Annotated in this window: 11 protein-coding genes and 3 tRNA genes; 7 read left to right on the top strand and 7 right to left on the bottom strand. The window is 42.5% G+C overall.

Going from position 1 to position 14,643, the window contains the following annotated elements; genetic code table 11:
• Positions 1–45: 45 nt before the first annotated feature.
• Genes EZE20_RS07605 through EZE20_RS07615 form a run of 3 tightly spaced genes read right to left on the bottom strand, consistent with a single transcriptional unit; the run spans position 46 to position 4,361 of the window.
• The gene (locus EZE20_RS07605; RefSeq protein WP_132116155.1) at positions 46–2,091 is read right to left on the bottom strand and encodes a ComEC/Rec2 family competence protein; all 2,046 of its coding nucleotides are present in this window, start codon (positions 2,089–2,091) and stop codon (positions 46–48) included.
• Between the two features lies 1 nt (position 2,092).
• A complete protein-coding gene (locus tag EZE20_RS07610) occupies positions 2,093–3,427 on the bottom strand; it encodes a M43 family zinc metalloprotease (RefSeq protein ID WP_165933435.1) in 1,335 nt (444 codons plus the stop codon).
• Positions 3,408–4,361, bottom strand: coding sequence for a PhoH family protein (locus tag EZE20_RS07615; protein WP_132116159.1), 954 nt, complete (start codon positions 4,359–4,361; stop codon positions 3,408–3,410). Before EZE20_RS07615 ends, EZE20_RS07610 begins: the two co-directional genes overlap by 20 nt.
• Positions 4,362–4,590: 229 nt before the next feature.
• On the opposite strand from EZE20_RS07615, the gene dnaB reads away from it, so the two are divergent.
• Positions 4,591–6,204: a replicative DNA helicase gene (dnaB, locus tag EZE20_RS07620; RefSeq protein ID WP_132116161.1), complete on the top strand. Its 1,614-nt coding sequence runs from the start codon at positions 4,591–4,593 to the stop codon at positions 6,202–6,204.
• Positions 6,205–6,297: 93 nt separating this feature from the next.
• On the opposite strand, the gene rlmD is transcribed toward dnaB, so the two are convergent.
• A complete protein-coding gene (rlmD, locus tag EZE20_RS07625; RefSeq protein ID WP_132116163.1) occupies positions 6,298–7,698 on the bottom strand; it encodes a 23S rRNA (uracil(1939)-C(5))-methyltransferase RlmD in 1,401 nt (466 codons plus the stop codon).
• 53 nt (positions 7,699–7,751) lie between these two features.
• On the opposite strand from rlmD, the gene EZE20_RS07630 reads away from it, so the two are divergent.
• Positions 7,752–9,965: a T9SS type B sorting domain-containing protein gene (locus EZE20_RS07630; protein ID WP_132116165.1), complete on the top strand. Its 2,214-nt coding sequence runs from the start codon at positions 7,752–7,754 to the stop codon at positions 9,963–9,965.
• 62 nt (positions 9,966–10,027) lie between these two features.
• Here EZE20_RS07630 and EZE20_RS07635 read toward each other — a convergent pair whose 3' ends face one another.
• Positions 10,028–10,483 (bottom strand): CHRD domain-containing protein, encoded by a 456-nt coding sequence (locus EZE20_RS07635; RefSeq protein WP_132116167.1) that lies wholly within the window; start codon positions 10,481–10,483, stop codon positions 10,028–10,030.
• Between the two features lie 130 nt (positions 10,484–10,613).
• Complete coding sequence (locus tag EZE20_RS07640) at positions 10,614–11,348, bottom strand: SH3 domain-containing protein (protein ID WP_132116169.1); 735 nt, start codon at positions 11,346–11,348, stop codon at positions 10,614–10,616.
• Between the two features lie 70 nt (positions 11,349–11,418).
• On the opposite strand from EZE20_RS07640, the gene EZE20_RS07645 reads away from it, so the two are divergent.
• The 3 genes from EZE20_RS07645 (at position 11,419) to EZE20_RS07655 (ending at position 11,822) form a co-directional block, all read left to right on the top strand.
• Positions 11,419–11,491, top strand: a tRNA-Lys gene (locus EZE20_RS07645).
• A 34-nt stretch (positions 11,492–11,525) separates the two neighbouring features.
• Positions 11,526–11,598, top strand: a tRNA-Lys gene (locus tag EZE20_RS07650).
• 140 nt (positions 11,599–11,738) lie between these two features.
• Positions 11,739–11,822, top strand: a tRNA-Leu gene (locus EZE20_RS07655).
• A gap of 182 nt (positions 11,823–12,004) precedes the next feature.
• Here EZE20_RS07655 and EZE20_RS07660 read toward each other — a convergent pair.
• Complete coding sequence (locus EZE20_RS07660) at positions 12,005–12,619, bottom strand: deoxynucleoside kinase (RefSeq protein WP_132116171.1); 615 nt, start codon at positions 12,617–12,619, stop codon at positions 12,005–12,007.
• 148 nt (positions 12,620–12,767) lie between these two features.
• Here EZE20_RS07660 and trhO point away from each other — a divergent pair, with 148 nt between their 5' ends.
• Both trhO and surE read left to right on the top strand, forming a co-directional pair.
• Complete coding sequence (trhO, locus tag EZE20_RS07665; protein ID WP_132116173.1) at positions 12,768–13,724, top strand: oxygen-dependent tRNA uridine(34) hydroxylase TrhO; 957 nt, start codon at positions 12,768–12,770, stop codon at positions 13,722–13,724.
• Between the two features lie 68 nt (positions 13,725–13,792).
• The gene (surE, locus tag EZE20_RS07670) at positions 13,793–14,605 is read left to right on the top strand and encodes a 5'/3'-nucleotidase SurE (protein ID WP_132116175.1); all 813 of its coding nucleotides are present in this window, start codon (positions 13,793–13,795) and stop codon (positions 14,603–14,605) included.
• The last annotated feature ends 38 nt before the right edge of the window (positions 14,606–14,643 follow it).

Here is a 14,643-nt window from a genome sequence, read left to right on the forward strand (position 1 = left end):
GAAGTAAAAAGTTTTGAAACCGAAGGAATAAACCTTTGTTTTATTTTAGAACACTTTTGACCCCGAAATAAGCGGATCCTGAAAGTTATTTTTACTTTCGATCAATACCTTTTCCCATTCTTTTCGGGTTAAGTAACCCAATTCAGGACTCAATACAAAGACAGTATTAGTGGCCGTAGATAATCGGGCCTTTTGGGGAAATCGTTTGTTTCGTACTATCACCACTTGCGGCTTTTGAGTTTCCGACAATGCATCCATTTGAATAGCCGTACGTGGGGTACGCAACAAAAAACTCTCGTTAAGTTCTTTGGGTGGCAAGTCCAGCCATTCAATAGTTTTGATGCCAAGTGCAGTAAAGTAGTTCGCCAAGTGGTAGTCAAAAGCTCCCGAATCTTTTCGGAATTCGGGATTGGCTGCTACAAAAGCACTTTGCCCCTGCGTAAAAGTCAAAACCGTGTGCCGGGGAATTGCGTGAAAAACCAACCGCGACGTGGCGAAGGAATCAACAAGTTGGACCGTCGTGTAAAAGGCGTACAGGAATAAAACTGCGGCTACCGCTTTAAGATATGTATATTCTCTCGCTGAAAAAAGTTTGTACAGCAAAAGCAGGATGATGAAAAGTAAACCTACCTCAACGAAATCTATATGTAGATTTTTCAAAAGACCATACGGCATGTTTGATGGAATCTGAGCAAATCCATTCATGAGTCGGGCTACAATATCTACCCCGAAAGCGAACATCGTGGCCAACAACTGAAACGAAAGTAGCTGTGAAACCAGAATGGCAATGGTGCCGTAAATTAGAAATGTGGTCAGAAAAATAACGAAAGGATTGACCAGCCAAAAGTAAAGCGGGAATTGATGAAAGTAAAAAACGCTGATTGGAAAGGTAAACAGCTGCGCCGCAAACCCAACTGCCGATACTTCCCAGAACAGTCGGAGGTATTTATTTTCGATTTGAAAAAGATTTTTTAGTAACGGATAAGCCAGCATAATGCCGGCTACGGCTGCAAAAGATAGCTGAAAACCTACTGTAAATAGTGCATACGGATCCAGTAGCAACAAAAAGAACGCTGTTATGGAAAGGGTATTCAGGCCAAATTGCCGGCGTTGAAAAACTTTTGTCAGAGCAAACAGAAAACACATAATCGACGCACGAATGACCGACGCGGGCAAACCGGTAATCAACGCGTAACCACCCAATGTTAGTCCTATAAAAAGTATATACGCATAACGTCCGGTTGGGTGTTTCGCCAAAGGCGCTAACAACCAGGACAATAAGGCAAATAAAATCCCGACGTGGAGGCCGGAAACTGCCAAAACGTGTACAGTGCCCGAGCTAACATAATCATTGAGTTGGTCTTGCGCTAAATCTTCCCGGCGTCCCAGCAGCATGGCTTTTACGAGTCCGTACGCTTTGGGGTTGTTAAGATGATTTTTCAATGCTGCATCCGCATGTTCAGAAACCCGCATGGGCCATGTGGTCCAGGGAGTCTCCCCTCCTTCCAGAATTATGAGCGATTGTTCATTTACGTACATTGTCCAGGCAATCCCCTTGCGTTCCAGGTACGCACGATAATCAAATTCTCCCGGATTTAGCGCTTTGGGTGGTCGTTGTAGTTTCTGATTTTTGACAAGAATCAAATCGCCGGCACGGGGAAATTTCTTTATTTTATCCGAAAGTGAAAGTCGAACGGCTATTCGAACGGGCTTCCAGTTTTCATTTTCCAGGGTTTTTAAGAGTTCAGCTTCAAAGCGATAGGTCGATTTTCTCTTTTCTCCGGGAGTTTTTATTTGAAATACAAACTGGGTTTCTGCTTCTGAAACGGCTGACAAATCGTCCTGAAATTCAATATGTTTAACACCCGTAGCCAGAAAACCAAGTGCCCCAAGTGTTATGGCCAACACAACAGCCCGCTGAGTAGATTTGTTCTCCCAGGCATACAAACCGACACATCCCAAAAAAACAATTCCCCCGCTGAGCTGCAAGGAAAGAGGCAGAAATGCAGGGGAAAGATTCAGAAAATCAAAAGTTAAAATCCCCGCCAACAGCGGAAATAATAGCCGGATGGAGGGATGTGTATCAGACATGCTAATTCACGACAAATCGTTTGGTAACGGTTTCATTGTTCATTTGTACCCGCAACAAATAATTACCGGGAGGAAGTAGCCGAATATCGGGCGAAAGCCTGCGGCTCCACACCTGAGTAAACGATTCTTGGTAAAGAAGCCTTCCATTCAGATCAAAGATTGCGTAAGTAAAATCCTGAAAATCAGGAAATCTAACTTCCACTGTTAAATCTTCATCTGCCGGATTAGGATAAATTTCGACTGTGAGATTGTCCGTTGATTCCAGGCGGCTTTCCCTCGCATACTCAACCAACAAAGCACGGCGCGGACTCAGCGCTAACACTGCACGCATACGTGCAACCTGATCATTGGTGAACACATTCATGCAGGAGTCAGGCGAGTAGTCGAGGTAATTTTCGATCATATTCCGGGTGACCGTTCCATTGCAGTTCGAGAATTTAGGAATACAAACCGTTGTTCGATTCGGTTCTTCGGTCGGTGGAGTATCTGCGCAATAGTCTGTCCCACAAAAAGCATCGCCCCAGGTATGTATCAAACCGAGCCAATGCGCAATTTCATGCGTGGCTGTTCGTCCCAAATTATAAATTCGACTCGTAATCGCACCCGTATTTCTTCCAAAATTCCGGAAATCTATAATAACTCCGTCCGTTTTAGCTTTATTTTGATCAATAGAATTTAAACCATCCACGCCTTCTACCGATGGAAACTGAGCTACACCCAAATAGCTGTTTGTGAGTCGGCAGGTCCAGATATTCAAATATTTCTCCGAAGGCCAATAACTAATAGAGGCCAAAAGTTCGGCATCGTTATACGGATTAAAACTCGTTTTGTCCGTATAAAAATTTCGCGTTATCCCGGTAGTTGGTCTACCATCAGGATCGTACTCCGCCAGGTAAAACTCAATGTAGGCATCAGCGCCAACAGGGCTGGTATTAAAACCCGGCGTACCAGGTTTTCGCCGATAATCTTCATTCAGTACGTCAAGTTGCGAGCGGATTTGCTCATCAGAAATATTGGCATTGTTAAGTCCACCCGTTGTATTTCCGGATTGATTATGAATTACATGCACAACAACCGGAATTCTTATTACCTCTTCAATAGCTCCGTTCCTAAACCTTCGCTCCGACTTCACCCATTGGTTTACCAGTGAATCCAGTCGCTCGCGTTTGGTTTTCCATTGTGGATCAGTAGTTTTGAGCAGTTGATCCCGCTCAAAACTACCGCAACGCTGAATAAACCCTTCGTTAGTCTGAGCCACGGCTTGAAACGATGCCAGAAAAAGCAAAAGATAAATTCCGGATAAATACTGCGCAGACTTACTTTTCGGACGTTTCATAAGCAGCCAAAATATCCTTGACAAGACGATGTCGAACAACATCAGAACCGTCGAGTTCCACAAACGAGATTCCTTTGATGCCTTTCAGGATAGTTAAGGAATCAATCAAACCCGATTTTTGATTTTTTGGCAAATCCACCTGCGACTTGTCACCCGTGATTATCGCCTTGGAATTTGGGCCCATACGGGTCAGGAACATCTTCATTTGCATCGGAGTTGTGTTTTGGGCTTCATCCAGCAAAATAAAGGCATTATTCAGAGTACGTCCGCGCATGTAGGCCAACGGTGCAATTTCGACGATGCGATTTTCGACAAAGAATTTTAGTTTTTCCGGCGCAATCATATCATCAAGTGCATCGTAAATTGGCCGCAGATACGGATCAATTTTCTCTTTCAGGTCGCCGGGCAAAAAACCAAGATTCTCTCCTGCCTCCACGGCCGGGCGGGTTATAATAATTTTTTTTACCTCTTTATTCTTTAACGCCCTGACCGCCAAAGCCACAGCAGTGTAGGTTTTTCCGGTTCCAGCGGGACCTACTGCAAACACCAAATCATACTTGGCGGCAGCCTCCACGAGTTTTTTCTGATTCTCGGTTTTTGCCTTTACCACTACCCCCTTATTCCCATAAATAATGACATCTTCATCATTCTCAGGTTTTTGAGTTTGACCCGTTGTTGACAAATAGCCATTGAGATAACGCACCACGTGGTCGTTTGTAATGCGGCCATACTTCTGATAGTGACTCAAAAGTGAATCCAGAAGGTCTGTAATTTTGACAATTTCGGAGGCAGTACCCTGTATCCGAATTTCATTGCCACGGGAAAGGATTTTACTCTCAGGAAACGCTGCTGCAACTTCCCGAATGTTTGAATTGTGCACGCCCAGAAAATCAACGAGCGAAACATCTTCGAGTGTTATTATTTTCTCTACCAAACGATTAGAATTTTGTTGACTAGTTAATAAGGATAAAATGTAGTAATTTAATTCAACTATTTCATCAAATATAAGACTCAATTTTTTGATAAAATCAACACTCTACCAACGTTAAATAAATGTATGAGGTTCAACACATTCAGAATCAGCTAGTGTAGCGTTTAACAAAAAAAATACTTCTCCTGCCTCCTTTTCATACTCCCCGGCAATTTGTAATATTGTACTTACTATGGACAACGAAAAGACATTCAATTTTTTGAAAAAATCAGGCAGTCCGGCTCAGTCCGCCACTCGCCCGACAGGTGCTAACCGATGGTTAGGCAATGATTCGGGCATGGGCAAACTCCCGCCGCAGGCTGTTGACATGGAAGAAGCAGTGCTGGGAGCTCTGATGATTGAAAAAGAAGCGCTGTCGGCAGTTGCTGATATTTTGAAGCCTGATAGTTTCTACAAAGAATCTCATCAACGTATTTACAGTGCAATTATTAATCTTTTCGTAAACTCCGAACCGATTGATTTACTCACAGTCACGGCAAAGCTGAGAAGTACCGGCGAACTGGAAATAATTGGTGGAGCCTCGTTTATTACCGAACTGACGTCCAAGGTCAACTCTGCTGCTAATATTGAATACCACGCCCGCATTATTTCGCAGGCAGCTATTAAGCGGGAACTCATTACGATTTCTTCCGAAATTCAAAAAGAAGCGTTTGAAGACACAACGGATGTTTTTAAGCTGTTGGATAAAACAGAACAGGCACTTTTTCAAATTTCTGAATCCAATATAAAAAAGAACTATGCTGACATGGGTGCACTCATGCGGCAGGCGCTGGAAGAGTTGGATCAGAAGAAAAATAATAAAGACGGACTAACGGGAGTGCCCTCAGGATTTAGTAGCCTGGACCGTCTTACGTCAGGCTGGCAAAAAACTGAATTGATTATTTTGGCGGCTCGACCCGGTATGGGAAAAACCGCCTTCGTGGTGTCTTCCCTGCGAAATGCAGCCGTAGAGTTTAATATGCCGGTGGCCATTTTTTCTTTGGAAATGTCGTCGGTGCAGCTAGTCAATCGTCTGATTTCTGCGGAGGCGGAGATTGATAGTGAAAAAATAAGAAAAGGAAATTTGGCTCCCCACGAGTGGGCACAAATTCACCACCGCATCGGTCGACTTACGAATGCTCCTATTTTTATTGACGATACGCCTGCTTTATCTATACTTGAACTACGCGCCAAATGCCGGCGTTTGAAGGCGCAGCACGACATTCAAATGATTGTGATTGACTACCTCCAATTGATGTCGGGAGACACAGGAGGAAAGTCAAGCGGAAACCGCGAACAGGAAATTGCCTCGATTTCCAGATCGTTGAAAAATTTGGCCAAAGAACTTGACGTTCCCGTCATTGCCCTTTCACAGCTGAGCCGGGCCGTTGAAACGCGCGGAGGTGAAAAACGTCCGCAACTCTCTGACCTTCGTGAATCCGGTTCGATTGAGCAGGATGCCGACATGGTACTTTTCTTGTATCGCCCTGAATACTATGGGATTACGCAGGACGAAGCTGGTAATTCTGTTGCAGGAATCGGAGAAGTGATAGTGGCTAAAAACCGGGGAGGTTCACTTGATACTGTTCAGTTGAAGTTTATCGGTAAGTTTACCAAGTTTACGGATGTGGATGCCTACTTTGCGCCATCACCAACTCCCACCGACCGCCCTCTGCCACCTGCTTCTACCAATCCTATTCAATCGTTTGAAAATAATTCCGGTGGCGGTGGAGCTACCTTTAAAAGTAAGGCCAATAATTTATCCAACTTTGATTACAAAGGCCCAGCCGAAGAACCACCTTTTTAAAAAATAGACTTGTCATTCAGTCAAAAGCCTGTATTCCAGCAAGGAGAATACAGGCTTTTTTTGGAAAGATTTTTTTGGAAAAATGCTTTCAGATTATTCCTTACGATACAGCAACGTCACATTCTCCACATGGTGCGTATGCGGAAACATATCTACCGGGCGGGTCTTTACAACTGTGTAACGCGCCGAAAGGAGTTCAAGGTCACGGGCTTGCGTAGCCGAATTACAGCTGACGTATACAATGCGCTGAGGCGCTACGGCAAGTAAGGTTTCCACCACTGCCGGATCCATGCCTGCCCTCGGCGGATCAGTAATCACCACATCCGGACGTCCATAGCGGGTAAGGAAGTTTACATCAAGCACTTTTTTCATATCCCCGGCAAAGAACTCCGTGTTGTCAATTCCATTCAGGGCAGAATTTCGACGAGCACCCTGTACAGCTTCTTCAATATATTCAACACCAATTACCTTTTTGGCCATTCTTGCCACAAAATTTGCAATTGTTCCCGTTCCAGTATACAAATCATACACCGTTTCCTGTCCGGTCAGTTCTGCATATTCACGGGCAACCGAGTATAACTGATACGCCTGTTCCGAATTGGTTTGGTAAAAAGACTTGGGACCAACCAAAAACGTCAGGTCTTCCATTTGTTCCCGTATAAACTCCTCCCCTGAAAAATGAACGACTTCCTGATCCTGATAGGAATCATTTCCTTTTTGGTTGACAATATAAAATAAGGACGAAATGACCGGGAAATTCTCCTTCAAAAAATTCATTACCGAAGAAATAACCTCCGTTTGATGTTCGGCAAACTGAACAATCACCAGCACATCACCCATGTTGGATGTACGAATTATGACGTTGCGCATCATGCCTACATTCTTTTTCACATCATAGTATACGTATCCCTGACTTTCAGCAAAGGCATGCAGGCTGTTTCTGATGGCATTGGAGGGGTCGGGTTGTAAATGACATTTTTCAACGTTGAATATTTTGTCAAATCTTCCCGGAACATGAAACCCAAGTGCGTTTCGGGTAAAGTCACGGTCCGAATGAATTTCATCATTGGTCAGCCACCGGCTATTTGAAAAGGTAAATTCCAGTTTATTCCGATAAAACTCTCGATTTTGAGCGGGTACTATTTCCTCAAATAGTACATTTTTGAGTTTTCCAATTCTCTGAAAATGATCTACAATCTGTTGATTTTTAAACCTTAACTGTTCCTCATAGTTAATATGCTGCCACTTACACCCACCACAAACTCCGAAATGTGCACAGTAGGGTTCGGTGCGCAGGCTTGAATACGAATGAAATTTGGTGATGACTCCTTCCCTGAATTTTTTCCGTTTATTGGTAATTTCAATATCCACGACATCTCCCGGCGCGGCATTTCCCTGAATAAAAACTACTCCTTCCTCTGATTTATAGATGCATTTTCCTTCGGCAGCAAAATCGGTTATGGTAATCTGTTCGTATTTTTTTCGGTTAAGCATAAAAATGATACAATTGAATTCACGAAATTTAATAAAATTTTGAATAGACGTGTATGAGGTCAACTTTACTGGTACTTTCTTTTTTTCTGCTATTTATCAAGGTACAAGCCTCTCACATTGTTGGTGGTGAACTGGTTTTTAAAAAGTTAACTGGAAATAATTTAGCCACTCATCAGCTAGGTTTGAATTTGTATTTTGACCAAATCAACGGAATTCCTGCTGCTGAGGATAATTCCGTCACCCTGTTTATTTTTCGAAAAGCAGATAATAGACGGGTTGGCTCGGTTCAGGTTCCAAAAGTAGGTCGAAAAAACATATCCTACGCTAACCCACTCTGTGGAAATTCTGGTTTAAGAACCTTACTAATAACTTACTCGGTTGATGTGGCTCTAAAACCGGAAGATTTTAGTGATCCTGAGGGCTATTACATTGTGTGGGATCGGTGCTGCCGAAACAACGTTATTGATAATATCCGCACGCCGGGCGATGTGGGCAGCCTTTTTCAGGTATTTTTTCCACCACTCATAAAAAATGCCGCAGTTTTTGATAATTCTGCTCCTGAATTTACCGAAATTAAAGGCGATTACGCCTGTTTAAATGCGGACTTTTACATTGATTTTAGTGCTACTGATGCAGATGGCGATAGTCTGGTATACCAATTAACACCGCCTGTAACTGGTTTCAGCAACCGTGCTGTACCTAATCCACAAGCGCTGGGATCGAGTAATTATCCCATAGTTTCGTGGGTTGAAGGAATATCAATGGCCAATGTCATTCCCGGAAGCAAGCCCTTGCGGGTAGATCCTGTAACGGGTCGGGTTTCCTTCAACGCCAGCAAATTAGGCCTTTTCGCCTTTGCCATCACCGTTACGGAGTTTAGAAACGGAGAGAAAATTGGTGCCATAACCCGGGATTTTCAACTCAAAGTGATTGATTGTTTCGAGGTTTTACCACCTGAAATTATTGTGGTGGAATCTGAAAACAGAACCCGCTACTTTACCAATGATAGCATTCAGATTTCAGTGGACGACCCAACCTGTTTCACCATTCAGGTTACAGATCCTAATTTCAATCAGCTCTTACGTATTAAAGGTCGGGCGGTCAATGCACCAACAAATAATTTCTCCCTCTTTCCCACAGAGTTCCGAACCCGGAAAAGTCGTGATACTTTATCTTTTCAGATTTGTCTCGATGATTGTTTTGCCTCGTCAGGCAATCGCCCTGTAAAAATTGAATTAATTGTAGAAGATGAAAGTTGCCCGGTGCCACTGACGGATACGCTAAATCTTTACATATTTCGTAAGGCTGCGCCAAATGAAGTTCCATTAGTTACTACAACCTCCCCACAATCCTTAATTGAAGCATTTCCGGATGAAAGAATTCTCTTCGATGTACTTGGCTCAGATAGTGATTCTGACAGCATCCTCCTGTCAGCGCAGGGCCGAGGCTTTTTACTATCTGAGTATGGTATCAATTTCCCTCAAAAATCGGGTGTAGGCTCTGTCTCACAACCTTTCTCCTGGCTCCCACCCTGTTCACTGAAAGTTTCAGATACCTTAATGGTTGATTTTATTATAACTGATTTGCGCTGCGGAGGAGGCGGACTTTCATCTAGAACCACAATTAAATTTGTAGTTCAAAACCCAATCAATATTCCACCTTCTGTTCAGAGTACTGCTGCAAATGATACAATTGTTTGGCTCTTGGGAGAACCCCTGAATGAAAGGATCTTTTTTGACGTCTTGGCCTCTGACCCGGATTCTGCACAACTTTCTTTATTTGCCCTGGGCCGGGATTTTGACCTGGGATCCGAAAAAATGAATTTTCTTAACAAATTAGGATTCAATCAATTAACGAGTAGCTTCGAATGGATTCCTACCTGCGAATCACTCAAAGGATTACCTGAGCGTTACTTCACGCTTGATTTTATATGCGAAGACCAAAGTTGCCTGGCGGAACGTGATACGATTTCAGTAACGGTTTTGGTAAAAGATCAACTATCAGATGCCATCCTGAACCTACCGAATGTGTTAACTCCAAATAGTGATGGTAAGAATGATTGCCTGGATTTGTCGGTACTTCCACCCAATAACTGCATTGAGCAATTTATCGGGATTAAGATTTTCAATCGCTGGGGTACAAAGGTTTTTGAATCAACTGATCTTTCGCAAACATGGTGCCCCAATGAACTTCCGATGGGCAGTTATTTTTATCATTTATCGTACACCAAACGTACTGTAAAGGGCTCAATAGTGATCATAAAATAAAAGGAAGCAGTTTGCCATAAAATGGGAACTGCTTCCTTTTTGCAGGAAAAATTTCAAAAATATTAGAACTCAACCAACAGCACCTGACCACGGATTTCTCCTGCGGGATATTCAGCCGAATGTATATTTATATACATATTTCCAAGCATTAAAAGATTTTCCTGATCCTGCGAAAGTACCGTCGAACCGGTAATTGGCGATGTGCCGATATTCGCAAACGGTACCTCTACCGGACCTGTTTCCCAGGCTGGCTTTGCCGAGTGAATATGTGCAGCAGTCGGTGTAATACCCTGATAGGTAACATTATAGCTTAACGTATTTGTTCTTTTGTTATATTCCAGAACAGCAGAACCCTGAGCAGAAGAAGTTGACCTCGGTATTGTATTGTTACTATTAATAGTTGATTCAAATCTAACAATATCATCTTTATCCGGCCCTTCCTCTTTACAGCTTAGCGTACTCACCATCAAAGCAGCCCCCATCACTAATAAACCTAAATTTTTAATCGTTTTTCTCATAGAAATAATCAGTTTTGAATTGATGCCGAAATATACGTTAAAACCTAGTTATAACACGCAAACAAGGGTAACTTGTTTCAACTTTTTAGCATAAAAACAAACAGGAGTACTCATTCTAAAAGGATTAACTTTACAAAGCCCATAAATCATTTTCGCGAATATACCCTATTTCTCCATCCCAAATTACCCGTTTCCAACGGTCTCGGTTTCCGATAATCGTTAACTTATTTCCTTTTTGGATCACTTCAACTACCGGCGCTGCCGAGGAAGGAAAGCCTCTCATAAAGGTACGTTCGGTTTTAACGACGCCTGTTGTGTAGTTTGCGGGAATATTAAGCAAACCTAAAAGTGCAATAAGATACATAAATACAGCGATTTTGTGGCGCCTCTGTATCCACTCTCCACTCCGGACTTTTATTACCATAACCACCACTACATACAGCCCCAAAGACAAAAGTAGAATAGGAATGTATCCCCCGTATCTTCGATAGAAGACCATGAAGTAACTCAAATCATTGAATATATATCCATCCAATTGATTCATTTCCGCTATTTGATTCATTTTTTCAAAGAGTGAAATCGTGGGCTTAATCTGAGAAAGCAGGCTCAGATAATAAAGGGTCTTCCCTGGGTCATTAGCCTTCTCAGCCAAAAATGACAGTTTTATGAGTACATTGGGATTGTATTTTTCGCTGTTTTTAAAGTTTTTTTCATAAATTTTTTCAGCTTGTGAATACTTACCGATAGTAAACAGAGAATCAGCTACATTAAGCGCTGAATCCTGCGCAAAAAGTGCATCACAAATTGCGCTAAAAAAGGCCAGTAAGCTGAGTAAGACAAGATATTTATTGCGTAATATTTGCATAATAGGGCATGAAATTCTAATTTTGCATCGCAATTACGGAAAAGGATTACACCTCTCCAAGTAATTTAACGATTCTGTAGCTCAGCTGGTAGAGCAATACACTTTTAATGTATGGGTCCTGGGTTCGAATCCCAGCGGGATCACGATAATAATAAAGAGAGTACAATATTTCAATACGATTCTGTAGCTCAGCTGGTAGAGCAATACACTTTTAATGTATGGGTCCTGGGTTCGAATCCCAGCGGGATCACGATTCTTTGAAAAACATTACGAGCAATACACTTTTAATGTATGGGTCCTGGACGGTAGACCGCTGCCGTTCGAATCCCAGCGGGATCACGATAGTTCTAAAATAAATTAACCAATACTGAATTGCTCCAGTGCACTTTTGTCCAGGTGGTGGAATTGGTAGACACGCTACTTTGAGGGGGTAGTGCCCGTTCGGGTGTAGGAGTTCGACTCTCCTTCTGGACACCCTTGAAAAACCGCATTCAGAGCGTCTGAATGCGGTTTTTATGCTAGAAAATAAAATTGCTGACAAAATACTGACAATTTCGGTCAAGGGATCAACTCAAAAGTTGTGGAGTTGATCATAAATAATCTAAGTATGACATCAACTTTTCGAAATGATCATTAAGAAATAGAGAATTGCCCCCTCACACATAAAACAACTCCTTATTCATAAGGTCGATTATCGACTTGAAATCGTCTTCATTATTTGCAAAATCCATCTCGTTGACATCCAAAACCAACATTTTACCATGTTCGTAGGAAGCAGCGAAGTTTTCGTAATAGCTGTTAAGGTTAAGTAAATACTCTTCCGAAATCTCTGATTCAAAATCTCGGCCTCGTTTTTTAATTTGTTGCACGAGTTTTGGTATATCCGCTTTTAGGTAAATCATCAGATCCGGAGGTGGCACTGCTCCAATGATTGTTTCAAACAACATCAGGTAACTTCTGTAATCGCGCTCAGTCATGATGCCGGATTCGTACAAATTGCGGGCAAAAATATAGGCGTCTTCATAAATCGTGCGATCCTGAATGACAGTGGTGTAAGTCAGCGAGCGGATTTTTTGAACCTGTGCAAACCGGCTGTTCAAAAAATAAATTTGAAGATTGAAGGCCCAACGCTCCATATCTCCGTAAAAATCAGACAAATATGGATTTCCTTCTACTGCTTCGTACAAAACTCCCCATCCATAATGTTCTCCTAATTTTTGGGTAAGAGTAGTTTTCCCAGCCCCTATGTTACCAACAATCGCAATATGCATCTTCCTGAAATGATAAAAAGTTAAACGACAAAGGTACGGGTCGAAACCTAAAAATGCACCTCCGTTTGCGACTTCTATCAGTTTTCTGATTGTGCACAAAAGTTTTCCTATTAGTATCTTTGCACCCGGACACAAAGCGTACCCATTCATGAAAGCGTATCAAGTATTATTATATTATGTCTATGTCCCCATTGAAAATCCAGAGGAATATCGGGACGAGCACCACCTTTTCTGCATTGAACACAACCTTTTGGGCAGGATTATCGTATCGCCGGAAGGCTTAAATGGTACTGTTTCCGGCCTTGCTGCCGATTGTCAGGCCTACATGGACTATTTACATGCAGATCCCCGTTTCAAAAAAACAGCATTTAAAATTGATGAAAGTGAAGGACATACCTTCAAAAAATTACATGTGCGTGTCAAAGATGAAATCGTTAATTCGGACCTTCCTGTCAATCCCATAGTTCGTACCGGAAAGCATCTTGAACCTGCTGATTTTAAGCAATTGCTCAACGATCCTGACGTTGTTCTGGTCGATATGCGTTCGAACTATGAGCATTCTTTGGGCAAGTTTAAAGGGGCCATTACGTTTGACATGGAGAACTTACGGGAACTACCAGCGCATGTTCAGGAAATTGAACATTTAAAAGACAGAAAGATTGTTACCTATTGTACGGGCGGTATCAAATGCGAAAAAGCAAGCGCGTATCTGCTTGAAAAAGGGTTTGAAAATGTGTATCAGTTGCATGGTGGCATCATCCGCTATGGTATAGAAGAAGGTGGAGAAAATTTTGACGGAAAATGCTACGTGTTTGACAACCGCATTGCGGTGGAAGTGAACAAGGTGAATCCTGAAATAATATCTTCCTGTCACGTATGTGGCACTCCCTCGGACCGGATGGTCAACTGTGCCAATGCTGCCTGTAATATTCATGTACCAATTTGTGAAAATTGCGGGGTCACGCTGGAAGGGGCCTGTTCAGATGCCTGTAAAAATCATCCGGACAAACGAGCTTACGATGGCACCGGAAACTACGCTATCCACAGCAATCACTACAACCCTTTGCAAGGTTTCAGAAGTTTAAAAAAGAAAGAAAAAGTGTGAATGGGCTAAAATTCCTGTATACTCGCACTGTTCAACTTACTTTTCTTACTACTATCAAAAACAACTGAATGAATCTCGAAGAAACTATTCCCATTGATCCAAAACGCCCCCTCATTCTGGTCACGAATGATGACGGAATAACATCGTTAGGTATCAGAACACTCGTAGAAGTTATGCTCAAACTTGGCAATGTCGTGGTTGTAGCACCCAATAGTCCACAATCAGGCATGGGGCATGCGATTACAATTGGCGAACCGCTTAGGCTATATTCTACCGAACTTTTTGCAGAAGTTGACGAATATGAATGCTCCGGAACACCGGCAGATTGCGTCAAACTTGCCAAGCACTATGTGTTAAAAGACCGCGCCCCGGACCTTGTGGTGAGCGGAATTAATCATGGAAGCAATAGCTCCATCAGCGTTTTGTACTCTGGCACAATGTCAGCAGCGATTGAAGCAGCAATTGAGGGTATTCCGGCAATTGGTTTTTCTTTGTGTGACTATCGGGAACAAGCCAACTTCGAGCACGTGAAAGAATATGTGTACTCGATCACGAAAATGGCCCTTGAAAATGGCATCCCAAAAGGAGTTGCCCTGAACGTAAATTTCCCGGCGCTGTCCGATGTACCGATAAAGGGAGTTAAAATTTGCCGGCAGGCAAATGCCAAATGGCAGGAAAAATTTGATTATAGAAAAGATCCTTACGGTCGTGGATATTTATGGATGTCGGGCGATTTTGTCAATTTCGATCACGATAAAGAAGACACCGACGAATGGGCTTTGGCCAATAATTACGTGTCGGTGGTACCCTGTCAGTACGATTTAACCTCCTATCCTGCCCTCGAATCAATTGCTCATTGGGTCAATCAGGAAGTAGTTTAAAAATCGAGGAGAGCGATAAACATTTTTGTTTTTAGTTT

The organism is Arundinibacter roseus, from assembly GCF_004348825.1.
In the GTDB taxonomy this organism is placed as follows: Bacteria; Bacteroidota; Bacteroidia; order Cytophagales; family Spirosomataceae; genus Arundinibacter; species Arundinibacter roseus.

What these genes read in the sequence shown, in the direction of transcription:
- EZE20_RS07605 (WP_132116155.1), bottom strand. Translation starts at nt 2,091, where the DNA reads ATGTCTGATACACATCCCTCCATCCGGCTATTATTTCCGCTGTTGGCG.
- EZE20_RS07610 (WP_165933435.1), bottom strand. Translation starts at nt 3,427, where the DNA reads ATGAAACGTCCGAAAAGTAAGTCTGCGCAGTATTTATCCGGAATTTAT.
- dnaB (WP_132116161.1), top strand. Translation starts at nt 4,591, where the DNA reads ATGGACAACGAAAAGACATTCAATTTTTTGAAAAAATCAGGCAGTCCG.
- rlmD (WP_132116163.1), bottom strand. Translation starts at nt 7,698, where the DNA reads ATGCTTAACCGAAAAAAATACGAACAGATTACCATAACCGATTTTGCT.
- EZE20_RS07630 (WP_132116165.1), top strand. Translation starts at nt 7,752, where the DNA reads ATGAGGTCAACTTTACTGGTACTTTCTTTTTTTCTGCTATTTATCAAG.
- EZE20_RS07635 (WP_132116167.1), bottom strand. Translation starts at nt 10,483, where the DNA reads ATGAGAAAAACGATTAAAAATTTAGGTTTATTAGTGATGGGGGCTGCT.
- EZE20_RS07640 (WP_132116169.1), bottom strand. Translation starts at nt 11,348, where the DNA reads ATGCAAATATTACGCAATAAATATCTTGTCTTACTCAGCTTACTGGCC.
- EZE20_RS07660 (WP_132116171.1), bottom strand. Translation starts at nt 12,619, where the DNA reads ATGCATATTGCGATTGTTGGTAACATAGGGGCTGGGAAAACTACTCTT.
- trhO (WP_132116173.1), top strand. Translation starts at nt 12,768, where the DNA reads ATGAAAGCGTATCAAGTATTATTATATTATGTCTATGTCCCCATTGAA.
- surE (WP_132116175.1), top strand. Translation starts at nt 13,793, where the DNA reads ATGAATCTCGAAGAAACTATTCCCATTGATCCAAAACGCCCCCTCATT.